The sequence below is a fragment of the Candidatus Pantoea persica genome (assembly GCF_013753875.1).
Lineage (GTDB): Bacteria > Pseudomonadota > Gammaproteobacteria > Enterobacterales > Enterobacteriaceae > Pantoea > Pantoea persica.
The window spans coordinates 172258-198080 of the sequence record NZ_SMDS01000020.1 but is presented as its reverse complement, the minus strand read 5'-3'; the positions used below and the strand labels follow the sequence as shown (position 1 = coordinate 198080).

Below are 25823 nucleotides of genomic sequence, written 5' to 3'. Positions count from 1 at the left end.
TCAGAAGTGAAACGCCGTAGCGCCGATGGTAGTGCGGGGCCTCCCCACGCGAGAGTAGGAAACTGCCAGGCATCCAAATATAGTGTGCTGATATGGCTCAGTTGGTAGAGCGCACCCTTGGTAAGGGTGAGGTCCCCAGTTCGACTCTGGGTATCAGCACCAGTTACATGAGAGTTCGGCAAAAAAGAATTTGCCTGGCAGCCTTAGCGCGGCGGTCCCACCTGACCCCATGCCGAACTCAGAAGTGAAACGCCGTAGCGCCGATGGTAGTGCGGAGCCTCTCCATGCGAGAGTAGGGAACTGCCAGGCATCCAACACACGCGTTACAGTCAAATCCTCTGCTGCGTCACATTTACCGGCACCGCGTTCTTGATTAAGTTCCGCTGCTCGCCATGAAATGCTTTACTCGTTGTTTTAACGCTGCTTATCAGCAAGGAACATGAGGTTACGCATGACAGAACTACATAGCCGTTCATCCCAGAACGCAGAGGATGCTGGGGATTTAACCGACAGCGCGTCTGGGCTATCGTCGGTGCGTCATCGGGCAATCTGGTCGAATGGTTCGACTTTTACGTCTACTCTTTTTTCTCTCTCTACTTTGCCCATATCTTTTTCCCGCAAGGAGATACCACCACCCAGCTGCTGCAAACCGCAGGCGTATTTGCGGCCGGCTTCCTGATGCGCCCGATTGGCGGCTGGCTGTTTGGCTATATCGGCGATCGCCATGGTCGTAAAAAGTCGATGCTGATCTCGATCTGCATGATGTGCTTGGGATCGCTGGTCATTTCCTGCCCGGCTATGCCAGCATCGGCGTTGCGGCGCCTGCGATCCTGCTGCTGGCGAGCATGTTCTAGGGGCTGTCGGTCGGCGGCGAATATGGCACCAGCGCCACCTATTATGAGTAAAGTGGCGCTGAAAGGACACAAAGGATTCTACCCTCATTCCAATACGTCACCTTAATCGGCGGCCAGCTGCTGGCGGTGCTGACAGTCGTCGTGCTGCAGTTTATCCTCAGCGACGAGGATCTGCGCAGCTGGGGCTGGCGCATTCCATTTTTCCTCGGCGCGATACTCGCCGTCGTGGCGCTCTGGCTGCGCCGTTCGCTTAACGAAACCTCTGACAGCCAGAGCCGCCACCATAAGGATGCCGGAAGCATCGCCGGCCTGCTTCGCAACCACGAGCGCACCTTTATCATGGTGCTGGGTTTCACCGCAGGCGGCTCGCTGAGCTTCTATATATACCTATACGAGAAGTACCTGGTGAACATGGCGGGAATGGATGCGAAGAGCGCCAGCGGCCTGATGACCGGCGCGCTGCTGGCCTATATGCTAATTCAGCCGATCATCGGCGCGCTCTCTGACAAAATTGGTCGTCGCGCATCGATGCTGATCTTCGGCGCTGGCGCCACACCATTTGCACCGTTCCCATCCTGACGGCGCTACAGAATGTGCAAAGTCCCACCGTGGCGTTCTGCCTGATCATGCTGGCGCTGCTGATTACCAGCTTCTACACTGCTATCAGCGGCATTCTGAAAGCGGAAATGTTCCCGCCCGAGGTGTGTGCGGTGGGCGTAGGATTGTCCTATGCGGTCGCTAACGCCATCTTCGGCAGCTCGGCGGAGTATGTCAGCGCTGCTGATGAAGAGTGAGGGGATCGAGACAACCTTTTTCTGGTATGTCTCGGCAATGGGCGCGCTGGCGTTTCTGGTGTCACTGCTGCTGCATAAACGCGGCAAGGGGATTAGGCTGTAGCGCATAGATCAATGCCGGGCCGGCGCTCGGAAAACAGCATGGCGCTGGCGAGACGACCAGCTTTGGCGCGGGGCTCTCGCGGCGACGAAGAGCCGCCGCTGTTATTGCGCGATGATTAGCTGAACGGGCCCGGCGGCAGCCAACCTTATGGCACGCAGCCGCTGGGCATCACGTCAGAGAATACGGCTAATCAAACGGTCAATACGGATGCGGCGCAGGCGGCGTATCAGTTTGCGCACCTTCGCCGGATAGTCTGAAATGCTCTCCAGCTCGCGGAAGTGCTTCACCACATGCGTATGAGTGCGGATCAGCGCCAGCTCTTTTTCACGTTGCGCCGCCAGCTGCTGGAGCGGGTCGTGGAGCAGCACCGCATTCTCTAGATCGAGGCGCCAGGCGCGCGGATTAAGATTGTTGCCGGTAATCAACGTCCATTCGTCATCCACCCAGATGCCTTTGAGATGGTAGCTGTTCTCGCCATCTTTCCACAGACGCACCGCCAGCTGGCCGTTATCAACGTAATACTGCAGTCGGCTCAGAAAACGGCGCAAGTTGATCTCATAGAGATAGGGCAGCGCGCCGATGATTTTGAAAGGCTGATCCGGCGGAATATAGAAGTCATTAGCAGTTTTGTCGCCGACGATAATCTCCACCTCTTTTCCTTCGCGTAGCAGGTGAATAATGCTGTGTACCAGAATGGCCGGCAGGTTGAAGTAGGGTGTGCAGATCGTCAGCTTCTGCTCGGTGCAGGGCATCAGGTGGAAGATGGTTTTGTTCAGCAGGCTATGCTTGCCCAGCCCGACAAGCGGTGTGACCGTCAGCTCTTCATTGTGGCCGTCGCTCTTAAACTGATAGTTGAAGCCGCGCAGATCCTGGCGGAACTGACGCGTTTCATTTTTGATTTCAAGGCTGGAGGGGCGTTCGGCCCGATCGAGACGGTTAACCGCTTCTGACTGCTTGAGGTTGATATTGATCCACTCATACATGGTGTCAGCTAGCTTCGGATTGAGGATCAGCTGGTAGCGGTCATAGCGATACTTATCGTGCTGGTGCAGATAGACGTCATTAATACTGGCGCCGCTATAGAGCAACGTGTCGTCAATGATAAAGCCTTTCAGATGCAGCACGCCGAGCGCCTCGCGGGTATTCACCGGGATACCGTAAACCGGAATAGCGATATCCGCATGCTGGGTAGCCATCTCGCAATACCAGTCGGCATTGGTGACGCCGCGCGCGGCGCCAATGCGCCAGCGCTGGGCGCGATGCCAGTCCACCAGTATGCTAACGTCTAGCGTCGGACGGGCGCGTTTTGCCACATAGAGCGCGTCCATAATCGCCCGTCCTGCGGCGTCGTTCTCCATATAGAGGGCGACGATGCAAATGCGGTGCTGCGCCGCCGCAATTTTTTCCAGCAGCGTGCGGCGAAAATCGGCAGGCGAATAAAGCGTCGACAGATCAGCCGCGGGCTGCGACAGCTTAGGCAACTGGGCGAGGTGTTGCTGGTGTTTATTGCGCTTGAATTTAGACAACATCGCAGTGCGCTTCTTCTCGTTTCATTGCATGGCCTTTTGCCATCAAATCAGGGTATAACGGTAAATAATAACATCAACCCGACAGGGGCGGCCATTTTTTACCTTTCTCTACAAGGTTAGCTGATGTCTTTATGTAAAGGTAAATTCAGGCTGACGATCCCTTCATCGAGCTGAACATCTACGCCGAAGCCCAGCTTGCGCGCTAGCGTAATCATCCCGCGATTGTGCTGCATGGTTATGCCGTTAAGCTGCTGCAGACCATGATCGCGCGTATAGCGAATCATCTTCTCCAGCAGGCGGCGCCCCATTCCCAGCCCTTTCAGATCTGAACGCACCAGCACCGAAAACTCCGCGTCGATATTGTCAGCGTCGGAAATCGCCCGCGTGACGCCGATGATCTCACTGCTCTCCTGCCGCTGGCGCACTGCAACAAACGCCATCTCGCGGTCATAATCGATCTGCGTCATATTGGCGAGATCCTCATGGGTGAACTCATTGATCTCGCTGAAGTAGCGATAGTAGAGATCTTCTTGGGTCACCTGCGCAATAAATTCTCGCAGCAGCGGCTCATCTTCCGGCAGAATCGGGCGGAAAAGACAGCACTGCTCATCCTTCAGCGTCACCGACTCTTCCAGCTGCTGGGGGTAGGGGCGGATCGCTAGGCGCGCCTCGCTGTCGCCGCTGAACGGCGCCAGCTCCATCGTCACGTCAAGCAGTGTAAAGTCGCTGCCGGCCGCCAGCAGCGGGTGGATGTCGAGCCGCTGGATGGTGGGACAATCCACCACCAGGTTAGAGACCTGCACTAGCAGCTGGCTAAGCGCGGCGATATCCAGCGCCGCCAGTGCGCTGCGGCTGCGTATCTTGCCGCTTTTAATCGCCTGAATCACCAGGTAGCGCGCCAGCGTCATATTCAGCGGCGGCAGCGCAACCGACGCCTGCTTATCCGCCTGCCACTCTACGCCGCCTTCGCCCAGTAGAATAATAGGGCCAAACAGCGCGTGCTGCTGCACCACGACGCGCAGCTCCTGTGCGCCGGCGCGGTTCGCCATGCTCTGCACCAGCAGACCATCAATACGCGCCTGCGGCAGCGTCTGCCTGACGCGATCGACGATCGCCTCGGCTGCCTGCTGCACCTCTGCAGCACTGCGCAGGTAGAGCATCACGCCCTGCACCTCGGACTTGTGGGCAATATCGGGCGAGCGCAGCTTCAGAGCGACCGGATAGCCGATGCGATCCGCTACCGCGGCGGCTTCGCTGCTGTCGCTGGCGATCCAGGTAGGCAGCGTGGCGAGGCCGTAAGCCTGCAGGATGGGCTGCACCTCATGGGTATCCAGCGAGGTGACGCCGCGTTCCAGCGCCTGCGACAACAGCAGGTGCGCCTGGGCGCTGTCCTGCGTCAGGCTGGCGGGCAGCGCCGGTGTTTCGCGCAGCTGTTTCTGGTTGCGGCGATATTCCACCAGGTGCATAAAGGCGGTGATGGTGCCTTCCGGCGTGCGCCAGGTGGGAATGCCCGCCTGAGTAAAGGCGCGCCGCGCTGCCTGGGAGGAGTATTCGCCGCACCAGTTGGTCAACAGCGTGACCTGCTTGCCGCGCGAATGGGCGGCGATGGCGTCAATGATGCGTTCCGCCGACGCCGTGCCGGGTGCCACCGCGCTGGGGGCGTGAATAATCATCAGCGCATCCAGCTCGTGGCTGGCGAGCAGCAGGTTAAGACAGCCGACATAGCGCTGTGGCGTAGCGTCATCTTTTAGATCGAGCGGGTTGCCGTGCCCCACGCCTTCCGGCAACATCCGGTCAAGCGCCGCCAGCGTCTCGTCGCTGAGCGTCGCCAACTTGCCGTTGCGCGCGTAGAGCGCATCGAGCGCCAGCGCCGCCGGCGCAGCGCCATTGCTGATAATCATCAGCCGCTCGCCGCGCAGCGGGCGCATATGGCTGAGCGACTCAACGGCGGAAAAGAGCTCATGGGTATCCTGCACGCGCAGCAACCCGGCGCGCTGGATCGCCGCATCCCAGGCGGCATCAAGACCGCTGTGGGTGCCGAGCAGCGCCTGCGCCTGATGGCTACGTCCGCTTTTGATTACCAGAATGGGCTTATTGCGCGAGGCGCTGCGCGAGGCGGAAACGAAGCGCCGCGCATCGCTGAGGTGTTCAAGGTAGAGCAGAATGGCGCTGGTTTTGCCGTCGCGCGCCAGGAAATCAAGCAGATCGTCAACGTCGGTATCGAGACTGTCGCCCAGCGCGATAAACCAGGAGAAGCCGAGGTTGCGCTGTTGCGCCCAGTCGAGAATAGTATTGGAGACCGCGGCCGACTGCGAAATAAAGGCGATGCGTCCTTTCTCTATCGGCACCGGCGAGAAGCTGGCGTTGAGTCCCTGCCAGGGCGCCAGCAGGCCGAGGCTGTTCGGGCCAAGCAGGCGAATCTGCCACTGTGCGGCGCAGGTTTTCAACGCCTCCAACTGGCTGGCGGGCGCGGAGAGAATAATGCAGGCCTTGCAGCCTTTTTCGCCCAGCTGCAGCAGCAGCTCAAGATTGCGCTTCGCGTGGGTGCAGATCACGGCAAGGTCGGGCGCGAAGGGTAGGCTGGCGATGGTCGGCCAAGCTAGCACGCCGTTCACCGCCTGATACTTCGGCGTCACCGGCAGTACCGGGCCGCTGAAGCCGCCCGCCAGCAGGTTGCGCATCATAAAATGGCCGGCGCGTCCCGGTTTTACCGACGCGCCAATCACCGCGATAGATTTAGGTCGTAACAGCGCTTCCAGTCCGCGTTGGCTCATTCTGCTCTCCCAGAGTCGACTGGCGTAAGTGTAACCGCTTTTGCGCCGCTCTGCTGGTGCGGGGATCGCAGCCTGAGAGGCGCGGCACCCTTTCCGCCGCGTTGGCTTGGCGTGCACGGCGTCCGTTACTGGCTGTCGACTACGGTGGCGTAATGGGCCGGATAGGGCGGTTTGCCTGCCAGATAGGCGTGGCGGAAGTGCTCGAAGTGCTGATGCAGCGCCTACGCCGCCGCGACGTCGCCCGCCTGTTCCAGCAGCACGGCGGCGACCTCAGTGGTACAGTGCTGGCCCTCGCCGTAGGCTTCGCGCAGTGTATAGCGCGACGGCGCGGTGACGTTTAGCGACATCACCGGCAGCGCATCGAGCCACGGGTTTTTGCGGAACATTTTCCGCGCCTCGGTCCAGGTGCCGTCGAGCATGATGAACAGAGGCGGCGCGGTCAGCACCTCGCGATCGGCATCGGCATAGGCGGCGGGAAACACCACCAGCGGCTAATAGTCAGGATGCGCGACCGCCGCCAGCAGCGCCGGATTCGGCTCAGTGCGCGACCAGCCGAACGCCTCGGTCTGCGGCAGGATATCGGCGATAAGCCGTCCGGTATTGTTGGGTTTCATTGGTTCGGTATCAAACATCACTAGGCAAAAACGGCTACGCGCCGTCTGCGGCTGGATGGTGTTGCACAGGCAATTTTTTTTGCGGCAGCTGGCAGCGCAGCACGCGGTTGCCGCGGGCGAGTCGCTGCGCGCGCAGGCGGAGTACGGCGTTGTCAATCATGGCTTAGTAACAGAAGGAAAACGTCAGTGTAATCGAAGCGCGCGGGAAAAGAAAAAGGCCAGCAGCACTGGCCTTGGGCATTACAGGGATTCGTCGAGCTATTCGTTGAAGGGCGCTTTCGGCATGGTGCCGTTCAGCATGTCCACCAGCTCGCCTTTTTTGAAGATCATGATGGTCGGGATACTGCGAATGCGGAAGCGTGTGCTCAGCGCCGGTTCCGCTTCGGGGTTCATCTTGATAAAGCGTACCTGGCCGCTGCGCTCCTGCGCCACCTCTTTGAACATTGGCGCGAAGTTGACGCAGGGACTGCACCAGGGGGGGAGAGGGGGGGGCCAGAAATCGACCACGACCGGCAGATCGTCCTGTAGATAGCTATCCAGTATCGCGGCGGTGGCGTTAGCCACTTCGCCGTTAAACAGTTCGCTGCCGCAGCGACCACATTTTGCTCCGTCGGCAAGGCGATCTTGCGGAACGCGATTGGTTGCCTGACAGGAGGCACATACCGTATTCATATACACCTCTGGGGTTTTCGAAACGTGTCAATCACGTGAATGTCGTCCATTATGAAAAGGTTGCAAACAGCCTACAAACTGGATTGTCCAATAGGTTCAATAGTTGATAGCTAAGCGCAGACACATCAGGTAATCTTCGCGCTCTCAATGTAAGAGGAACAGATGAACGACGAATTTAAAGGCAAAAGTGGCAAGGTAAAAGTGATGTACGTGCGTGATGAGGGCGAGAAAAGCTCACGCGCGCCGAACCCGCGTACCGGTAAAGGAGGAGGCCGCCCCGCCCGCCAGGAAGATTCGCGTCGCTCCTCTGGCCGTCCTGGCGAAGAGAAAGGCAGCCGCGGTGGACGTCAAGGACGACGGCTTTTCTCCATGGCGTACCGTGTCGCGTCCGCCGAGCGCGCGCGCCTACGGCGAAAACTCCTGCCAGGCGCTGTTCCAGAGCCGCCCTGAGGCGATCGTGCGCGCCTGGTTTGTGCTGAGCGTTACGCCGCGCTTCCGCGAGGCGCTGCGCTGGCTGGCGGCGAACCGCAAAGCCTATCACGTGGTGGACGATGCCGAACTGGCGAAGGCGTCCGGCACGGAACATCACGGCGGCGTCTGCTTTATTATCAAAAAACGTCTGGGTATCGCGGTCAGCGAGTGGCTGAGCCAGGCGGGTGAAAAAGATTGCTTACTGGCGCTGGAAGATGTTAGCAACCCGCACAACTTGGGCGGCATTATGCGCAGCTGTGCGCACTTCGGCGTCAAAGGGCTGCTGGTGAATGATGCGTCGCTGCTAGACTCCGGCGCGTCGGTTCGTACCGCAGAAGGCGGCGCCGAGCACGTGCAGGCGATCAGCGGCAACAGCTTTGCCGTCGGTCTGGAGGTGTTCCGCGCAAAGCGGGCTACACCATCGTCACCACCTCCAGCCATCAGGGCACGCCGCTGGCGAAAGCGGATCTGCCGGCGAAAATGTTGCTGGTGCTGGGGCAGGAGCGCGTAAGGCCTCTCTGACAGAGCGCCTACCGCAGGGCGCTCTCAGCCTCTCAATCGGCGGCACCGGCAACGTTGAAAGTCTTAACGTGTCGGTGGCGACCGGCATTCTGCTTGCCGAATGGTGGCGACAGAACGCATAAAAAACGGGCCGAAAGGCCCGTTTTTGTTTCTGGCGATGAATGTCGAAGCTGAAAGTGCAGAAGCGGCTAGCTCAGGCCGATGGCAAAGAGGCAAAATCCGTTATCCCTGACAGCGCGTCCCGCGCGGATACGCACCTCATCCATGAGGCGCGCCCGTTACCGGGCCAATGCACTGCGTTGTTTAAAAACGCTCCCGGCGTTTTTGTCCCTGTCGCGGGACGCTTTGCTCCTCAGCCTGGGCCATCCGCTTTTTGAACTCTGCGCTGCCACTACAACGCTAATGCGCGCCACCGCCACCGCCACCGCTGCCAGAGCCAAACGGCGGACGGGCGAACCAGATCAGCACCAGCAGGATCAGAAACACGCCGCCGGATGCCCAGAAGATCTCGTTGGCGGAGATAATCAGCCCCTGATTGGTAAACTGCTTCGCGATATAGGCTGACGCCTGCTGATGAGACATGCCCATGCCTTCCAGCTGCTGGTACATCTGCTGCGCATTAGGGTTATAGGGCGTCACCGACTCGCTGAAGGTGCTGTGGTGCATCGCCTCGCGGTTGGTCCACATCGTCGTGGTGATGGAAGTACCGATAGAGCCCGCTAGCGTACGCACAAAGTTCGACAGGCTGGAGGCCGCCGCCAGCCGCTCCGGCGCCAGCCCGGAAAGGGTAATGGTGGTAAGCGGCATAAAGAAGCAGGCGACCGCAAAGCCCTGGATAAACTGCGGCCAAGCGGAGGCGCCGAAATCCATCGACGGCTCAAAGGTGTAGGCGCGCCAGTAGAAGCAGACGGCGTACATGATAAAGCTGAAGGTCACCAGCTGCCGCATATCCAGCCGGTGGGCGAAGCGGCCGATAATCGGCGACAAGATCACCGGAATAATCCCGACCGGCGCGGAGGCGAGCCCCGCCCAGGTGGCGGTATAGCCATAGACCTCCTGCAGCAGCTGCGGCAGCAGCACGATAGAGCCGAAGTATAGCATATAGGCTAGGCTGATAGAGAGGCAGCCGATGGTGAAGTTGCGCGATTTAAACAGCGCCAGATCGACAATCGGGTGATCGTCGGTCAGCTCCCATACCAGCAGCACCGCCAGCGACACCACGGCGACCACCGTCAGCACGATAATCTCGGTGGAGTTAAACCAGTCAAGCTCCTTGCCGCGGTCCAGCATCACCTGCAGCGAGCCAATGCCCACCACCAACAGCACCAGGCCGACCACGTCTATCGGGCGGATCTCGGTGCGCGTTTCGTGGCCGCGCAGCGTCTGCAGCGTCAGCATCACTACCACCGCGCCGAACGGCACGTTGATAAAGAAGATCCAGCCCCAGTGGTAGTTGTCGCTGATCCAGCCCCCTAAAATCGGGCCGCAGATCGGAGCGATGATCACCGTCATCGCCCATAGCGAGAGGGCGATGCTGCGCTTCGCTGGCGGGTAGTTGCTGAGCAGCAGGCTCTGCGACAGAGGGATCAGCGGGCCTGCCACGATGCCCTGCAGGATGCGGAAGAATATCAGCATCTCCAGGCTTTCGGACATGCCGCACGCCCAGGAGGTGAGGGCGAACAGAATCGTCGCCCTGGTAAAAAGCTTCACTTCGCCGACGCGCTTCGCCAGCCAGCCGGTAATCGGGATGGCGATCGCGTTCGCCACCCCGAACGAGGTGATGCCCCAAGTGCCCTGCGAGTTGGATGCCCCCAAATTCCCCGCAATAGTGGGGATCGCCACGTTCGCGATGGTGGAATCTAGCACCTGCATAAAGGTCGCCAACGACAGCGCAATGGTCATCAGGACCAGCGGTGCGCCCTCTAGGGGTTTTTGTGCCATAACAGCCTCCGCGTCATCATCCGGCGTTGGCGCGGACGATATCAGTGATCAGCTGGTTCACCGGCGCCAGATCGATCGCCAGCGCGTTGCTGCTGTAGGCGGCCTGCTGACGCACGTTGGTTGCCAGTGCACTGCCCTCCTTGCTGGTGGTATCGACTTTCACCAGCGTGGACAGCCCAATACGCAGCGGATGCTGCGCGATATCCTGCGGGTTCAGCTCGATACGTACCGGCAGGCGCTGCACTACTTTGATCCAGTTTCCGGTGGCGTTCTGAGCAGGCAGCAGCGAAAAGGCGCTGCCGGTGCCCATATCGAGGCCGACCACTTTGCCGTGATACACCATATCGTCGCCATAGATATCCGCCACCACCGTCGCCGGCTGGCCGATGCGCATGCCGGCCAGCTGCGTCTCTTTGAAGTTGGCGTCAATCCACAGGTTGGTGGCAGGCACGACCGCCATCAGCGCCGTGCTGGTGTCGATTTGCGCGCCTACCTGAACGCTGCGGCGTGAAACGTAGCCGTCCATCGGGCTGCGGATATCGGTGCGCTGCAATGCCAGCCAGGCGTCGCGCAGCTCGGCGGCGCTCTGTTTCACCGCGGGCTGGTTTTCCAGCGAGGTGTTGAGGATCATCGCCTGGTTGGCGTTGTACTGCTGCGTCGCTACGTCGAGCAGCGCTTTAGCGGTGGCGACCGCGTCGCGCGCGTGCTGCAGCTCTTCACGGCCAATTAGGTTGACGGCGGCCAGCGGCTCGCGGCGCTTCAGATCGGCTTCCGCCTGCGCCAGCGCGGTCTGCCGCAGCGCGATCGTCGCCTGATACTGCTTGCCGTTGATCATCAGCTGGTGGGTCTGGCGCACACTGGTGGCCAGCGCGGTTTGCGCTTTCTCGAAAGCCTGCTCGGCGTCGGTTTTATCCAGCGAGACCAGCACGTCGCCTTTCTTCACAAAGTCGGTATCGTCGAACCAGACCTTGTTGACGCTGCCTGAAACCTGCGCCATCACCTGCACCTGATTGCCGGCCACGTAGGCGTCGTCCGTTTCCTGAAAGTGACGCAGCACCAGAAACCAGTAAGCCCCCCATGCAATACCAATCAGCACAAAAAGCAGCGCCAGCAGAAGCAGCACTTTTTTGCGCGTTTTCTTTTTATTGGCTGGCTGTTGCGGGCTTTGCGCCTCCGCCGTTGTACTCATGTCGTTCTCCAACTGTTTCATATTGTCGGGGTGCGAAAATCCTTTTCACGGAGCCCAAGTCGAAAAAAGCCAGCGACAGAGCGCTGGCCGGATAAAAGGAAAATTAAAATAACGGTTTCGACAGGTGATTGTGTCGCAGTTCTTGCTATTAGCGAGAGAGAGAGAGAGAGGTGATGACTTGGTATTCGTCCATTTTATCAAGACGATTAAGCAATTTACGCGTGATACCTTCCAGTTGAGATTTTTCGTCGGTGGTCAGCGACGACCAGAGGTACTGCAGGCTCTGGTGCTGCGGTGGCAGCAGCTGGCGCAGAAACTCGTTGCCTTTCTCCGTCAGTGTAGGTGACGGCGATCGTTATCGCTTTCGCGACGTTCGATCCAGCCGCGCTTCTCCAGTTTGTCCGGGTGCGCGACGAGCCGAGCGCGGCGCTCAGCTCGGAGGGCTGAATGCTCTGGTTCTCCTGCGTATCCAGCGTGATCAGCACCATAAATAAAGGTTTCGTTAATTCCCTACGCCTTTAACATCTTGATTGCGGTTTTCCAGCAGCTTGCCCTGCCAGAAGCGCGTCAAAATGATCTCATGCAGAGGAAAATATTTATGGCAGTTTGCGCAGATGTTGAGCATCTGTTCAATGGGAGTGAACGAACTTTCCATTATAAAAAACTCACTAGTTGCAACTTATATAGTAACGATGGGGACAGATTAAGCGTAGCGATGTTTACTCTGCGCGATTGTCAGTCGATCACCCTGCCATCATCAGGTGTCTCCAGGCCACTCCCTGACCTAGGGCACATCACCCTCGCGCTGCGGCCGGGCCTTCAGCGCGTAATCCAGCCCAGCAGGAAACTTTCTGCATGGTAAATAATTTCTTAGAAAAAAATCACTAGTGTGAATAAGTTCGTTGCTAACGATAGCAAAACTAACCATTCGTGACCAGACTCAATCACGAAATTGGCTTTTAATTTACACTCTCACCTGCTTCGAAGCGGTAGCCGCGCCACCAGATCAGCAGATTAAGCAGCGTCATTACGACGCCGGCGGCGCAGACGCCGTACCAGCCGGCGATATGGAAGGCATTAGCGGAGAGCACCGAACCCAGCGCGCCGCCGATAAAATAGCTGGTCATGTAGCCAGCCGTCAGACGGTTACGCGCTTCCGGTTGCTGTAGATCACGCTCTGATTGGTAATGTGCACGCCCTGTACTGCCAGATCGAGCAGCAGAATGCCGACGATCAGGGCCAGCAGGCTGTGCGCCCCCAGCGCTGTCTCCGCCAGGACGCCTGCATAATCAGCAGCCCCAGCGTGGTAGTCAGCTTCGCCTTGCCTTTATCCGTCAGCGTTCCCGCCTGGTGCGCCGCCAGCGCGTCGCCTTCTGAAAAGCCATAGGGCGGGGCGGCGAGCAGAAAGTCCATTGAGGTCCAGAGCACGCTGAAATTAGCGAAAGAGAGGCAGCCGGTGAGCATGCGCGTGCGGATAACGCGGTTCGCCTTATAGAGGCTGAAGATAGATTGCAGCAGCTGCGGGTAGTTAAGCGCGACCGACTACTTCACGCGCGGCAAAAAGCGACACAGCGTCAGCGTCATCAGCACGCTGGCGGTCCAGTAAACGCTGCGTCAGCCGCCGAGCTGCGCCAGCGCGCCCGCGACGGTACGCGCTAGCAAAATGCCCAGCAGCAGACCGCTCATTACGGTGCCGACAATCTTGCCTCGCTTCTCCGGCGCCGCCAGCGTGGCGGCGAGCGGCACGAGGATCTGCGCCACGACCGAAAACAGGCCGGTCAGCACCGTGCCGAGCAGCAGCGTGAAGCTGGATTAGGTGGCAGTAATCACCATGCCGCCCGCCTCCAGCAGGCTCATGCTGACGATCAGGCCGCGGCGCTCCAGCATATCGCCAAGCGGCACCAGCAGCAGGCCGCAGGTATAGCTGAGCTGCGCAGTGGTAACGATAAATCCCGCTAGGCTGACGGAGAGGCAAAAATCGTTGGCGACGGTATGGAGCAGTGGCTGCACATAGTAGTTGCTGGCCACGGAGAGATCGTTGGCGATCGACATCAGCACAACCAGCGCGGGCGTCAGGGAATGGCGGTTAGCGTTCATTTATATAAGGCAGGCGATAATAATCATAATCCGGTAATAATAACCTAAAAAACTATTCATTAATGTGCAAGGGCGTCGGCCGACGCCCTTGATGTGAGCATTTACTTGCCTTGCAGCGGCGAGTGCGTCCTAAATCCAGCGATCGAACTGCTGCTGGTGGGCCTTAATCCAGCCATCGACGTGGCGATTAATATCCGCTTCCGAAGCCTGGCCGCCATGCATTGCCGCGTTTTCGGCGTTGATATCCTTAATCGGCAGCTTTATCTCGCTAAACAGTACCGCGGCCACTGGATTCTTCTCCGCCCAGGCTTTGTTTGCCACGATATGCATGCTGTTGACCGGGAGACCGTAGTTGGAACCGTTCGCCAGCTTCGTATCGACCTTGCTCTGCGCGCCCGACAGCCAGGAGAAGGGCACCTGCAGCCAAACCACATCGCGGCCCGGCTTCAGCACGTCGCTCAGCCAGTAGGGCGTCCAGGTGTAGTAAAGGATCGGCTTACCCTGCTTAAAGCGCGTCAGGGTATCGGCCACCATCGCCGAGTAGTTGCCCATGTTGGCGGGTATCGCTTAGGCCGTAGGCGCTGTTCTGATGATTGATAACCGCCTCGCAGCCCCAGCCTGGCATACAGCCGGTCATATCCGCTTTGCCGTCGCCGTTGCTGTCGAACAGCTGCGCGATTTTCGGATCTTTTAGCTGTTCAATATTGGTAATGTGGTACTGCTCGGCGGTTTTTTTGTCGATCAGGTAGCCCTGTGCTGCGCCGGAGACGTAGGTGCCCTGGTGATAGAAGGCCTTGTCGCCGCCGGCGGCGTTGTACATATCATCATGCAGCGGTTGCCAGTTGGTGGCGATAAAGGTGATATCGCCGGCAGCCATGGAAGTATAGGCGACATTATAGTCGATTTCGCTCGGCTTTTCGACCTTATATCCCAGCTTCTCTAGCGCGCGGCTGACCAGCAGCGTCTGGAAGCCCTCTTCGGCGATGGTGCTCTGCGCAGGCTTCACGGTAATGCCCATGCCCGGCAGCTCAGCGGCGGCGGTCTGGGCGACGGCGAGCGTGGTCAACACGGCGGCGAGGAGAGGTGCGGTCTTGCGCGTAGTTTTTCCTTATTGTCGGCGTTGCGAGGCAGGCGGCCGCGGCGGGCCGCCCAAAAACAGGCTTTGCGGAAAGGGCGGGTCAGCAGGCCAACCGGGCCGGTATGGCTCCAGCGGCGGCTGCCGCGCCTGCGGCCGTCGCGGCCCACGGACTGCGTCAGACGGTCAAGGATAATGGCGAGGATCACGATGCCGACGCCGCCGACAGCGATCATTGAGGCAATCACCACCATCGACAGCGCCAGCATTAGCGTCTGGTTGACGCCCGCCATGATGGTCGGCATCGCCAGCGGCAGCTGCACCTTGAACAACATCTGGCGCGGACTGGCGCCGAAGGATTCGCTGGCCTCGATCAGGTCGGCAGGCAACTGCCTGATGCTGAGAATGGTCAGGCGCACCATCGGCGGCAGGGCGAAGATAATGGTCACCACCACGCCCGGCACGTTGCCGATGCCAAACAGCATAACGATCGGCACCAGATAGACGAAGGCGGGCGTGGTCTGCATCGCGTCCAGCAGCGGAAGTATAATGCGGCTGGCGTGCGGGCTGCGCGCCAGCCAGATACCGAGCGGCAGTCCGATAAGGATGCAGAACAGCAGCGCGGTCAGTACCAGCGCCAGCGTCACCATCGCCATCGCCATCGCCTGCGACCAGGTGCCGATAGCGCCGATCAGCACCAGCGAAACCAGCGTCGCGACGCCCATCGCCGGGCTGGCGATCTGCCAGGCGATCAGGGCAACCACCGGCGCGGGTAGGCTCTGCAGCAACTGCTGGAAGGCGCTGAGGATATAGTCCACCGGCACCTGAATGCCCTGAAACAGTGGGCGGAAATGGCTGACTACCCAGCTGATGCCTTCCGTTACCCAGCGATCGAGCGGGATCAGTGTCTTATGGAGAGGATCGAGTAGGATTAAAATGATACGGCTACGGCTGAGGAGCGCTGCTCAGCCAGTCGCTGTTGCTGCTGCTGCTGCTGGCAGCGTCATGGGTGCCGCCGCTGTCCGGCGCGCCCCAGGCGTCCGCGCCGTGGCTGGCGGACGCCGCGCTGTCGCCCGCGCTGGACAAGGGATCGCTGTTTGCCTGTGAGGCGTCGGCGGTTTGCGGAGCCGCGCTCGCGCTTTCCCACGGCTGGCTGTTTTGCTGACTCATGACGTGGCTCCCTCTCGATCTAACGCGCGTAACAACATACCTTTGGAAATGATTCCGATGTACTGATCCGCTTCGCCCACCACCGGCACGGCGCAGGGTGCGTGCGCGACGTGGCTGAGCAGATCGTTCAGCGACGTCTCGGCAGGCACGGCGGCTGGCGCGTCGAGCAGGGCGCTGTCGAGCTCTTCGCCCGCCGCCAGCGTTGCTTTCAGCGAATCGGTGGAGACCAAGCCGATAAACTTCTGCTTCTCCAGCACATAGCCGAACTCACGATCTTCATCCTGCAGCAGCTTGATGGCGGAGCGCGGCCCGAAGCCCAGCGCTTTGCGGATTAGCGCGGCGGCGCTACGGCGCGCGATATCTTTGGCGCTGAAAACGTGGCTGATATCGACGCCGCGTAAGAAGGTGCGCACGTAGTTGTTGGCGGGATTATTGAGGATCTCGTCCGGCGTGCCGACCTGTACCACTTCGCCGCCCTGCATAATGGCGATGCGGTCGCCGATGCGCATCGCTTCGTCGAGATCGTGAGAGATAAAAATAATGGTGCGCTGATGTTTCGCCTGCAGCTTCACCAGCTCATCCTGCATTTCGGTGCGGATCAGCGGATCGAGCGCGGAAAAGGCCTCGTCCATCAGCAAAATATCGGGATTAATCGCCAGCGCGCGGGCTAATCCAACGCGCTGACGCATGCCGCCGGACAGTTCGTCGGGATAAGCGCGGGCGTAATTTTCCAGCCTCACCTGACGCAGCGCGTCGAGTGCTTTTTCCTGACGCTCCGCCAGCGGAACGCCGGCTAATTCCATGCCGAAGGCGGTATTATTTAGCACGCTCATATGTGGCATCAGCGCAAATGACTGGAACACCATGCTGATCTTATTTTTCCGCACGTTGCGCAACTCGCTGGCTGATATTTTTGCAATATCGACGCCGTCAATGATGACCTCGCCGCGTGTCGGCTCTATCAGACGATTGAGAAGGCGAACCATAGTCGATTTTCCGGGGCCGGAGAGTCCTATTATGACAATATAGCGCGTCATCAGGCGGTAATAATAGGGATAGTGGCGTTAATGGAAATAGCGGGCGCCTCTGGCCGTGCGGAAAAAAGAATAGCATCGGGCCGCGACCGGCCCGACAGGCGTGAATTAAAAGTCCCAGTCTTCGTCTTCGGTTTCCACCGCTTTGCCCATCACATAGGAGGAGCCGGAGCCGGAGAAAAAGTCGTGGTTTTCGTCGGCGTTGGGCGACAGTGCCGCGAGGATCGCCGGGTTTACCGCCGTCAGCTCCGCCGGGAACAGCACCTCGTAGCCCAGATTCATCAGCGCCTTGTTGGCGTTGTAGTGCAGGAAGGTTTTCACCTCTTTCACCCAGCCGACGTCGGCGTAGAGCGCCTCAGTGTAGGCTACCTCGTTTTCATACAGCGCCAACAGCAGATCGTAAGCGAACTGTTGAAGTTCCTCTTTGCGCGCGTCATCGACCTGTTCCAGTGCTTTCTGGTACTTGTAGCCGATGTAGTAGCCGTGCACCGCCTCGTCGCGGATGATCAGCCGGATAAGATCGGCGGTATTGGTCAGCTTGCCGCGGCTTGACCAGTACATCGGCAGCCAGAAGCCGGAGTAGAAGAGAAACGACTCGAGGAACACGCTGGCGATCTTCTTCTTCAGAGCATCGTCGGCGCGATAGTGTTCCAGAATAATGCGCGCCTTGTTCTGTAGCGCCGCGTTCTCTTCGCTCCACTGATAGGCGGCGTCCACGTCGCTGGTGTTGCACAGCGTCGAGAAGATCGAGCTATAGGAGCGCGCGTGCACCGCCTCCATAAAGCTGATATTCGAGAGCACCGCCTCTTCGTGCGACGTCAGGGCGTCGAGCATCAGGCCCGGCGCGCCGATTACGTTTTGGATGGTGTCGAGCAGCGTCAGTCCGGTAAACACGCGGATGGTCAGCTGCTGCTGCTGGCTGTCCAGCGACTGCCATGCCGGTAGATCGTTGGAGAGCGGCACCTTTTCCGGCAGCCAGAAGTTGCTGGTCAGACGGTTCCACACCTCAAGGTCTTTCTCATCCTGAAGGCGGTTCCAGTTAATGGCCTGAATTTGTTGTAGTCGCATAGTTTTCATCACAAGGCGCAGGAAACGCAGCCCTGCACCTCCGTGCCCTGAAGCGCCATCTGGCGCAGTCGAATGTAGTAAAGCGTCTTGATGCCTTTTTTCCAGGCGTAAATCTGCGCTTTGTTAATGTCGCGCGTGGTGACGTCGTCGCGGAAGAAGAGCGTCAGTGACAGCCCCTGATCGACGTGCTGCGTCGCCTCGGCGTAGGTGTCGATAATCGCCTCCGGCCCGATGTGATAAGCATCCTGATAAAGCTCAAGATTTTCATTGGTCATAAAGGGCGCGGGATAGTAGACGCGGCCGGTTTTGCCCTCTTTCCGGATCTCAACGCGCGATACGATCGGGTGAATGCTCGAGGTGGCGTGGTTGATATAGGAGATCGAACCGGTAGGCGGGATCGCCTGCAGGTTCTGATTATATAAACCGTGCGCCATCACCGCCTTGCACAACGCCTGCCAGTCGGCGCGCGTCGGCAGCGCAATGCCGGCGTCGGCGAACAGCTGCGCCACCCGTTCGGTGCGCGGCGGCCAGTCGCGTTCGACATATTTGTCGAAGTAGGCGCCGCTGGCGTAGGCAGAGCGTTCAAAGCCGTCGAAGCGCTGTCCGCGCTCGCGCGCCAGCTGGTTAGAGGTGCACAGCGCGTGGAAGGTGACGCAGTAGAAATAGAGGTTAGTGAAGTCGAGCGCCTCAGGCGAGCCGTAGGCGATGCCTTCCCGTGCCAGATAGCCGTGCAGGTTCATCTGGCCGAGGCCAATGGCGTGTGAGCGCGCGTTGCCTTCTGCCACCGACGGCACCGAGCCGATATAGCTCATATCGGAGACCGCCGTCAGCGCGCGCACCGCCACCGCCACGGTCTGCGCCAGATCGCGCGAGTCCATAGCGTGGGCGATATTCAGCGAGCCGAGGTTGCAGGAGATATCCTTGCCGACGCGGCGATAGCTGAGATCTTCGTTGAACTCGCTGGCGCTGTTGACCTGCAGAATCTCCGAGCAGAGGTTGCTCATGTTGATGCGCCCGGCGATCGGGTTGCTGCGGTTGACGCTGTCCTCATACATGATGTAGGGATAGCCCGACTCGAACTGGATCTCTGCCAGCGTCTGGAAAAAGTCGCGCGGCTGGATCCAGCTTTTGCGGATGCGATCGTCCGCCACCATCTCATAATACTTTTCGCTGATGCTGATATCGCCGAACGCTTGGTCGTAAATGCGCTCCACGTCGTAGGGCGAAAAGAGCGCCATCTGGCGGTTCTCTTTCGCCAGCTGGAAGGTGATATCGGGGATCACGACGCCGAGCGACAGAGTTTTGATGCGGATCTTCTCGTCGGCATTCTCCCGCTTGGTGTCGAGAAAGCGCAGGATATCGGGGTGGTGGGCGTTAAGCCACACCGCGCCCGCGCCCTGACGCGCGCCGAGCTGGTTGGCGTAGGAGAAGGCGTCCTCCAGCATCTTCATCACCGGGATCACCCCAGATGACTGGTTCTCAATGCGTTTAATCGGTGCGCCGTTCTCGCGCAGGTTAGATAGCAGAAACGCCACGCCGCCGCCGCGTTTGGAGAGCTGCAGCGCCGAGTTCACCGCGCGGCCGATCGACTCCATATTGTCCTCGATTCGCAGCAGGAAGCAGGAGACCAGCTCGCCGCGCTGTTGCTTGCCGCAATTGAGGAAGGTAGGGGTCGCGGGCTGGAAGCGGCCGCTCAGCATCTCTTCCAGCTGCGAGCGCGCCAGGGTTTCATTACCCTGCGCCAGCGTCAGCGCCACCATGCAGGCGCGCTGCTCGAAGGTTTCCAGATAGCGTTTGCCGTCGAAGGTTTTCAGCGCGTAGCTGGTATAGAACTTCCACGCGCCGAGAAAGGTTTTAAATTCAAAGCTCCAGGCCGCCGCCTCGTCGTGAAAGGCGCAGAGAAAGTCGAAGTCGTACTGATTCAGCACCGCCGCTTCGTAATAGCCTTCTTCCACCAGATAGCGCAGGCGCTCCGCCGCGCTGGCGAAGGCCAGCGTATTCGGCTGAACGTGCTGCAAAAAGAACTGGCGCGTGGCCTCGCGGTCTTTGCCGAACTGGATGCGGCCATCCGCATCGTAGAGGTTCAGCATGGCGTTCAGCGCGTGGTAGTCCAGTGCTACGCCATCAAGGGTGTCTGTTGTTGCCAAAATTGGGTTACTCCCGCTTTCACCGTGGCGATGTCCTCCGGCGTCCCCATCAGCTCAAAGCGGTAGAGTACGGGGACCTGGCATTTTTGCGCGATGATGTCGCCGGCGAGGCAAAACGCCTCGCCGAAGTTGCGGTTGCCCGCCGCAATCACGCCGCGAATGCCGCGCCGGTTCGATTCATCATTAAGAAAATGGATTACCTGTCTTGGCACGGCGCCGCGGCTGCCGCCACCGCCGTAGCTGGGCACCACCAGAATATAGGGTTGGTCGTGGCGCAGGCGCGCCGCGAGATCGAGCGGAATGCGGCGCGCCGGCAGGCCCAGACGAGCAATAAACCGATGGGTGTTTTCCGACTGGCTGGAAAAATAGACCAGCGGGAACACGCTGTTACTCTCCGGCCGCTGCCAGCTGGCGCAGGCTGGCGATCTTGTCCGGGCGGAAGCCGCTCCAGTGGTCGCCGTCCGCCATCACCACCGGCACCTGGCGATAGCCGAGCGATTTCAGCGTGTCGATCGCCTCCGGCTGCGCGTCAAGGTTGATCAGCTGGTAATCGATGCCATGACGATCCATGGTGTTTTTCGTCGCATTGCACTGGACACAGTGATTTTTGGTGTAAATAATAATGTGCATGATTCGTATTTACCTTTGTAGTAGACGTAGACAAGGTGCTTGTAATTGCCAAGGGAATCGCGGCATTTTCTGCTTCATCCCTGTTCACACCTTGTGTCTGCGTGATGCCTTTAATACTAGATATAGCGTTATTTAACTTCAAGGCCACAATATGTATGGTTTTGCGGATAAGTCTGGGGATAACCGGGCTGATGCCAGCGGTGATGCAGCTTAGCGTACGTTAAAAAATTTTGCGGGATTTTTGTAAAGGCGGCAGGTTAAAATATGGGCAGTAAAAAGCCCCGCCGTAGCGAGGGCGTGCAACATACTGATGTTATTACCTTAGCGACGGCCTACCAGCAGCGTGCCCAGCACCAGGCCGACAGCGGCGCCGATGCCTACGCCGTGCCACGGCTTGTCATGCACATAGGCGTCAACCTAGTAGCCTGCGTCACGCGCCGCCTGAGAGACGCGATTGTGGCCGCCGTTCATTTTCGCCCGCGTCTGCTTCAGCAGCGCCTGCGCCTGGCTGCGCGCACTATCCACTTCATCCATCGCCTCGCTGCCGTAAGATTTCAACAGCGCTTTCAGCGAATCCGCGAGATCGTTTACATCCTGGTTATCGATGTCATCGTTTTTAGTGGTTCGATTAAACATTTTTTCGCTCCCTTTGATTTTAAACGTAATACTGAGTGTAGACGATGCCGCCATAAACGCATCGGCAGCGCCGGGGTTTAGGGAAATTCCGAATGCTGCGCGGCGCCATGCTGTTTTAAGGTTGCGAAGCTTTGAAGAGATTGGAAGAGATTGGAAGAGAGAGGAAAGAGCATGTATTTACGAGCCGATGAGGTAGCGCGCGTTCTGGAAAAGGCGGGATTTGAAGTGGATGAGGTCACGCAAAAGCTTACGGTTATCGCCGCGGCGACAGCTATGTCTACGTTAACTCGCGAGGCGCGCATGGGGCGCACGGCGCTGGTGATCCCCCCGATGCTGAAAGAGAAGAGCCAGCCGTTCGCCGAGCCCGCTCAGAGGTGAAGATCTGCGATCACTACACGCGGTTCTCGCTCTATCTGGCGGGCGAATCGCAGGAGCACTACGGTATTCCCCACGGATTCAGCTCGCGCGTCGCGCTGGAGCGCTATCTGCAAAGCGTCTTCGGCTGACGGCCGCCAGCTCCGTCGCTGCCAGGCGCGGCACCGTTTTTATCCCTTCCTTAATGGTTCTCACGTTGTAATTCCTGCCGCCGACGCTTATAATGCATGCCATGTAGATGGTTAGACGTCCATGCGGATAGGTTTATGAGCGTGCAGAAAGCCTCGTCACGGGAACAATTCAAACGCACCATGAAAACGCGCCACTTGGTAATGCTGTCGCTGGGCGGCGTGATCGGTACCGGGCTGTTTTTCAACACCGGCTATATCATCTCTACCACCGGTACGGCGGGCACGCTGCTCGCCTACCTGATCGGCGCGCTGGTGGTCTGGCTGGTGATGGTCTGCCTCGGCGAACTGGCCGTGGCGATGCTGGAAACCGGCGCCTTCCATGTCTACGCTGCGCGCTATTATCAGCCCGGCGACCTAGTCGGGCTGGCGTTCGATCCCTCTCAGCGCATCGTGCTCTGGTGCGGCATTCCTTTGTGCTGCTCTGCTATGCGGTTTACGCTGTTACCACAAAAAATCGCAGGCCGAGGAGGCCAAAGATGCAGCATGATTCCCTGGTGCAGGCGCTGACTGAAAACGACACCCTGATACTCGATGGCGCGCTGGCGACCGAACTGGAGGCGCGCGGCTGCAACTTGGCGGAGTCGCTCTGGTCGGCGAAGGCGCTAATGGAAAATCCCGAGCTGATCTATCAGGTGCACTACGACTATTTCGCCGCCGGCGCACGCGTCGCCATCACCGCTAGCTACCAGGCGACGCCGCAGGGCTTCGCCGCGCGCGAGCTGGACGAGGCGCAGTCGCTGGCGCTGATCGCCCGCAGCGTCGAGCTGGTGCGGTGCGCGCGACGACTATCGTGCCGCGAGCGGCAACCAGGCGACGCTGCTGGCGTTCGAAACCCTGCCGTCGTTTGCCGAGGCGCAGGCGCTGGCCGCGCTGCTGACCGAGTTCCCGGACGCGCAGGCGTGGTTCTCTTTACGCTGCGCGACAGCGAGCATATCAGCGACGGCACGCCGCTGGTGGTCTATCCCCACTCCGGCGAGCAGTACGACGCCACCAGCAAAACCGGGCACTCCGCGCCGTTAGGCTGCACGCTGCATGACCAGCTGCCCGCGTGGCGCGGCGCTGGTGCGCGGCTGATTCGGTGGCTGCTGCCGCACCACGCCGGCGGCGATCGCGCAGCGCTGTCAACCGCAATAAAGCCCAAAAAAGAGGCGATGCTAAGCCGATTAACGGGGTGAGGGCGGTTTACACTGCCCTTTCTGACCCTTTAGCGGAGCCCTTTATGAAACAGCGACTTCATTCTCCTGGCCGCCGCGCTGCTGCTCAGCGGCTGCGCCTTTATCGTCATCGTCGGCTCGTCGACTCAGGCGGTGCGCATCGACTCGCTGCCGCCGGGCGCGCGCTTTACCGTACAGGATGAGAATGGCCGTTCGGTGGCAGAGGGCTACACGCCGCAGACCGTCGAGCTGGCAAAATCCACCGGCCGCTATTTCGGCAAAAAGCACTGTCAGGTGATGCTGGAGAGTCCGGGCTACGTACCGGTGACGCTGTCGCTCGAAGGCAAATCCAATCTCTGGTATCTGCTCGGCAATATTCCGCTGGGCGGCTTTCCCGGCTGGTTGTTGGTCGATTCCTTTAACGGCGGCATGTACAACCTCCAGCCGGAACACCCGCGCCCGTTCCTGAGTCCGGTAGGCGCGCGCAGCTGACGGCGGCTACTGCGCGGTGGGCTTAACCATACCACCGCCGGAGCGGAACCGCTCCAGAAACTGATGCTGAAAAATGCACATGCGGATGGTGTCGCGGTACTCGCCATTGATAAAGAATTCGTGCTTCAGCACGCCCTCAGTCTTAAAACCCAGCTTGCTGTAGATGTGAATCGCCTTCTCATCGACAATCAGGTAGAGCTTGTAGAGATTGAGCACCGAGAAGCCATACTCCATCGCCAGCTTCGCCGCCTGGCTCGCCAGCCCTTTGCCCTGATGCGCCGGATCGATAATGATCTGACTCGGCACGGCAGATTTGTCCCATCTCAAATGCGGCCAGTGCGCCCCCTACAAAGCCGCCGACAAGAACACATACGGGTGCTTAGGACCGCACGTTAACCCCGCGATAGCGCCTCCTGCCGCTCCGCCGGCAATACCCGAACCCCGTTTAATAGCGAGTTGTCTACCCGTCTCGGCAAAGTTGTTTTCAGCGGTGTAAATTTCGTAGACAGACAGGGCAACCGAGAGAACGATCAGGCCTTTGCCTGCGCGCGAAAGCCGCAGCATCTTCAGATTGACTCTGGGATTCGATTTACCCGCGGACTCGACAATAGCGGCATACACTTGGTTTTTTTGCGTTTCAGTGAGGGCAGCAAAAGAGGGTTTGTTGACCGAAAAGCGATGTAGCTTTTTTGGCGACTAGTTCATTAAGCGTTTTACCCGACGCTTTTATCTGTTCTGCCATTGCCCGGCCGAGTGGCGTGCTTCACGATCTGATCATCTCCATTATCAGGTTGCGTGTCTCCTGCGCTTCTTGTGCGGCCTGTTTCCATGTGATAAAGCCACGATTTACTCTGGACTTCAGGTCCTCAGCCATCTCTTTTATACGCGTTGAGTATTCCAAGCGTAACCGGGGATCGACTGAGAGGCGTGCCGCTGCGGCTGACAGATCGCCCTGAAAAGCGTTGATTACCTCATTAAACTGTTGCTGCTTGCTCTCTGCTGCTTAACGAAGCCGAAAAAGCGGTGTCCATCCTGCCTCCTTAGCCGTGCCAGCTCACTCTATCAAACGAGGAGAACGATCAGAAAGCGCGCGGCTGCCGTCATCAAAAATTCATCATCGGCAGTTTACTTGCGCCGGAAAATGTTTCTCAGTGCAGTGAAGGGGATACCAATAGCAGTGGATTGACTGGAAAGAGAGCGGATACAAAAAAGCCCGCCAGGCTTGCGCCGTGCGGGCTTTCTGGTCTTCTACAGATGACTCTGGTAATCATCTTTGAAGAAGAATTCTGGTGGAGCTGGCGGGAGTTGAACCCGCGTCCGAAATTCCTACATCCTCAGTACTACATGCTTAGTCAGTCTTTACATTCGCCTAGCAGCTGCGGACAGACACGCCACTGACAGACTAGCCTGATTAGATTTAACGCTTCAACCCCAAGCAAGGCATCCACGCGATCTCTTTTGGGTTTGACCTCTCTTGATCCCCGTCCCAAGAGCAAAGGCTAGGGAGAGAGGGCTCTTAGCAGGTTATTAAGCTGCTAAAGCGTAGTTTTCGTCGTTTGCGACTATTTTTTTGCGGTTTTTTAGCGAGGCCTACCGCACCTCGGCATGCACCTTGGGTTTCGCAAATCCCGTCGAATCCAGAATCAGCCCCAACAACCAACTACTCTAGCAAAAAACGTGAGAACTATCCAGCGATTAGCGGTTGCGATTTTTCATGATGCGCGCTTTGTCGAGTTTCCACTCGCGCTCTTTGATGTCGTCGCGCTTGTCGTGCTCTTTCTTACCGCGCGCGACGCCGATCTTCAGCTTGCACCAGGCGTTTTTCCAGTACAGCGACAGCGCGACGACGGTATAGCCTTCGCGATTAACGCGGACATAGAGCGAGTCGAGTTCGCGCTGGTTAAGCAGCAGCTTGCGGTTGCGCGTGGGATCGCAGACAACGTGCGTTGAGGCCACCGCCAGCGGCTGGAAGGTTGAGCCGAACAGATAAGCTTCGCCATCGAGCAGCAGAACGTAGCTGTCGCTGATGTTGGCTTTACCCGCACGGAGCGATTTGACTTCCCATCCTTGTAGCGACAATCCCGCTTCGAACTCTTCTTCAATGAAGTATTCATGACGGGCGCGTTTGTTAAGGGCAATAGTGGCAGAACCGGGTTTATGTACTTTTTTCTTTGTCATAGTGCGGCGTATTTTATACATCACTTAAGCGGCCATCGCACCCCTTGTCCTGCGGGGCTCCGGGAGACGGGATATTCTAGCACATCTCTGAATGCGGGTAATTTTTGTTTGAT

Annotated in this window: 11 protein-coding genes, 1 tRNA gene, 1 rRNA gene, 1 other RNA gene and 13 pseudogenes; 8 read left to right on the top strand and 19 right to left on the bottom strand. The window is 58.8% G+C overall.

All coding sequences use genetic code 11. From position 1 onward, the window contains the following. The first annotated feature begins 86 nt into the window (after nt 1–86). The 3 genes and pseudogenes from EIO60_RS13510 (at nt 87) to EIO60_RS13500 (ending at nt 1751) form a co-directional block, all read left to right on the top strand. Nucleotides 87–162 (top strand) — tRNA-Thr (locus tag EIO60_RS13510). Nucleotides 163–193: 31 nt separating this feature from the next. Next, nucleotides 194–309, top strand: a 5S ribosomal RNA gene (gene rrf, locus EIO60_RS13505). Nucleotides 310–474: 165 nt separating this feature from the next. Beyond that, nucleotides 475–1751: pseudogene (locus EIO60_RS13500) on the top strand (MFS family transporter). 173 nt (nt 1752–1924) lie between these two features. On the opposite strand, the gene pssA reads toward EIO60_RS13500, so the two are convergent. The 4 genes and pseudogenes from pssA to trxC all read right to left on the bottom strand — a co-directional run bounded on the left by pssA (nt 1925) and on the right by trxC (nt 7340). After that, the gene (gene pssA, locus EIO60_RS13495; RefSeq protein ID WP_258577092.1) at nt 1925–3280 is read right to left on the bottom strand and encodes a CDP-diacylglycerol--serine O-phosphatidyltransferase; all 1356 of its coding nucleotides are present in this window, start codon (nt 3278–3280) and stop codon (nt 1925–1927) included. Between the two features lie 116 nt (nt 3281–3396). Further along, nucleotides 3397–6054 (bottom strand): bifunctional acetate--CoA ligase family protein/GNAT family N-acetyltransferase, encoded by a 2658-nt coding sequence (locus EIO60_RS13490; protein ID WP_258577091.1) that lies wholly within the window; start codon nt 6052–6054, stop codon nt 3397–3399. Nucleotides 6055–6179: 125 nt separating this feature from the next. Beyond that, nucleotides 6180–6828 (bottom strand): annotated as a pseudogene (locus EIO60_RS13485) (tRNA-uridine aminocarboxypropyltransferase). Nucleotides 6829–6926: 98 nt separating this feature from the next. Continuing rightward, nucleotides 6927–7340, bottom strand: a complete 414-nt coding sequence (trxC, locus tag EIO60_RS13480; RefSeq protein ID WP_258577090.1) for a thioredoxin TrxC — start codon at nt 7338–7340, stop codon at nt 6927–6929. Nucleotides 7341–7502: 162 nt separating this feature from the next. Here trxC and EIO60_RS13475 point away from each other — a divergent pair. Then, a pseudogene (locus EIO60_RS13475) lies at nt 7503–8455 on the top strand (tRNA/rRNA methyltransferase). Nucleotides 8456–8732: 277 nt separating this feature from the next. Here EIO60_RS13475 and emrB read toward each other — a convergent pair. From emrB to EIO60_RS13415, 12 genes and pseudogenes are all read right to left on the bottom strand, one after another. Further along, nucleotides 8733–10274, bottom strand: a complete 1542-nt coding sequence (gene emrB / locus EIO60_RS13470) for a multidrug efflux MFS transporter permease subunit EmrB (protein ID WP_258577089.1) — start codon at nt 10272–10274, stop codon at nt 8733–8735. Nucleotides 10275–10290: 16 nt separating this feature from the next. Beyond that, complete coding sequence (emrA, locus tag EIO60_RS13465) at nt 10291–11463, bottom strand: multidrug efflux MFS transporter periplasmic adaptor subunit EmrA (protein WP_258577088.1); 1173 nt, start codon at nt 11461–11463, stop codon at nt 10291–10293. Between the two features lie 148 nt (nt 11464–11611). Further along, nucleotides 11612–12118 (bottom strand): annotated as a pseudogene (gene mprA, locus EIO60_RS13460) (transcriptional repressor MprA). A 304-nt stretch (nt 12119–12422) separates the two neighbouring features. After that, nucleotides 12423–13560 (bottom strand): annotated as a pseudogene (locus EIO60_RS13455) (MFS transporter). Nucleotides 13561–13689: 129 nt separating this feature from the next. Beyond that, nucleotides 13690–14629: pseudogene (proX, locus tag EIO60_RS13450) on the bottom strand (glycine betaine/L-proline ABC transporter substrate-binding protein ProX). Nucleotides 14630–14721: 92 nt separating this feature from the next. Further along, nucleotides 14722–15805, bottom strand: a pseudogene (proW, locus tag EIO60_RS13445) (glycine betaine/L-proline ABC transporter permease ProW); the annotation flags it as partial. Next, a pseudogene (proV, locus tag EIO60_RS13440) lies at nt 15802–16827 on the bottom strand (glycine betaine/L-proline ABC transporter ATP-binding protein ProV); the annotation flags it as partial. The pseudogenes proV and proW, both read right to left, overlap by 4 nt. Nucleotides 16828–16947: 120 nt before the next feature. Next, nucleotides 16948–17907, bottom strand: coding sequence for a class 1b ribonucleoside-diphosphate reductase subunit beta (gene nrdF, locus EIO60_RS13435; RefSeq protein ID WP_258577098.1), 960 nt, complete (start codon nt 17905–17907; stop codon nt 16948–16950). A gap of 8 nt (nt 17908–17915) precedes the next feature. Beyond that, on the bottom strand, nt 17916–20054 hold the full coding sequence (gene nrdE, locus EIO60_RS13430; RefSeq protein WP_258577087.1) for a class 1b ribonucleoside-diphosphate reductase subunit alpha: 2139 nt from the start codon (nt 20052–20054) through the stop codon (nt 17916–17918). After that, entirely contained in the window at nt 20024–20437 is a 414-nt protein-coding gene (gene nrdI / locus EIO60_RS13425; protein ID WP_258577086.1) for a class Ib ribonucleoside-diphosphate reductase assembly flavoprotein NrdI, read from the bottom strand. The genes nrdE and nrdI overlap by 31 nt, the downstream gene beginning before the upstream one ends. 4 nt (nt 20438–20441) lie before the next feature. Further along, nucleotides 20442–20684: a redoxin NrdH gene (locus EIO60_RS13420; protein ID WP_258577085.1), complete on the bottom strand. Its 243-nt coding sequence runs from the start codon at nt 20682–20684 to the stop codon at nt 20442–20444. Nucleotides 20685–21005: 321 nt separating this feature from the next. After that, nucleotides 21006–21320 (bottom strand): annotated as a pseudogene (locus EIO60_RS13415) (DUF883 family protein). A gap of 171 nt (nt 21321–21491) precedes the next feature. Here EIO60_RS13415 and EIO60_RS16900 point away from each other — a divergent pair. The 4 genes and pseudogenes from EIO60_RS16900 (at nt 21492) to EIO60_RS13390 (ending at nt 23532) form a co-directional block, all read left to right on the top strand. Beyond that, nucleotides 21492–21826 (top strand): annotated as a pseudogene (locus EIO60_RS16900) (YgaC family protein). A gap of 135 nt (nt 21827–21961) precedes the next feature. Next, a pseudogene (locus tag EIO60_RS13400) lies at nt 21962–22234 on the top strand (S-methylmethionine permease); the annotation flags it as partial. A 128-nt stretch (nt 22235–22362) separates the two neighbouring features. Beyond that, a pseudogene (locus EIO60_RS13395) lies at nt 22363–23020 on the top strand (homocysteine S-methyltransferase family protein). 101 nt (nt 23021–23121) lie between these two features. Further along, nucleotides 23122–23532, top strand: a complete 411-nt coding sequence (locus tag EIO60_RS13390) for a peptidase associated/transthyretin-like domain-containing protein (protein ID WP_258577097.1) — start codon at nt 23122–23124, stop codon at nt 23530–23532. Nucleotides 23533–23538: 6 nt separating this feature from the next. On the opposite strand, the pseudogene EIO60_RS13385 reads toward EIO60_RS13390, so the two are convergent. The 3 genes and pseudogenes from EIO60_RS13385 to smpB all read right to left on the bottom strand — a co-directional run. Continuing rightward, nucleotides 23539–23829, bottom strand: a pseudogene (locus EIO60_RS13385) (GNAT family N-acetyltransferase); the annotation flags it as partial. A 990-nt stretch (nt 23830–24819) separates the two neighbouring features. Next, nucleotides 24820–25183, bottom strand: a transfer-messenger RNA (tmRNA) gene (gene ssrA, locus EIO60_RS13380). A 44-nt stretch (nt 25184–25227) separates the two neighbouring features. After that, on the bottom strand, nt 25228–25710 hold the full coding sequence (gene smpB / locus EIO60_RS13375; protein ID WP_258577083.1) for an SsrA-binding protein SmpB: 483 nt from the start codon (nt 25708–25710) through the stop codon (nt 25228–25230). Nucleotides 25711–25823: the final 113 nt, after the last annotated feature.

Excerpts from the sequence above, each read along its gene's own strand:
- pssA (WP_258577092.1), bottom strand. The coding sequence starts at position 3,280 with ATGTTGTCTAAATTCAAGCGCAATAAACACCAGCAACACCTCGCCCAG.
- EIO60_RS13490 (WP_258577091.1), bottom strand. The coding sequence starts at position 6,054 with ATGAGCCAACGCGGACTGGAAGCGCTGTTACGACCTAAATCTATCGCG.
- trxC (WP_258577090.1), bottom strand. The coding sequence starts at position 7,340 with ATGAATACGGTATGTGCCTCCTGTCAGGCAACCAATCGCGTTCCGCAA.
- emrB (WP_258577089.1), bottom strand. The coding sequence starts at position 10,274 with ATGGCACAAAAACCCCTAGAGGGCGCACCGCTGGTCCTGATGACCATT.
- emrA (WP_258577088.1), bottom strand. The coding sequence starts at position 11,463 with ATGAGTACAACGGCGGAGGCGCAAAGCCCGCAACAGCCAGCCAATAAA.
- nrdF (WP_258577098.1), bottom strand. The coding sequence starts at position 17,907 with ATGCGACTACAACAAATTCAGGCCATTAACTGGAACCGCCTTCAGGAT.
- EIO60_RS13420 (WP_258577085.1), bottom strand. The coding sequence starts at position 20,684 with ATGCACATTATTATTTACACCAAAAATCACTGTGTCCAGTGCAATGCG.
- smpB (WP_258577083.1), bottom strand. The coding sequence starts at position 25,710 with ATGACAAAGAAAAAAGTACATAAACCCGGTTCTGCCACTATTGCCCTT.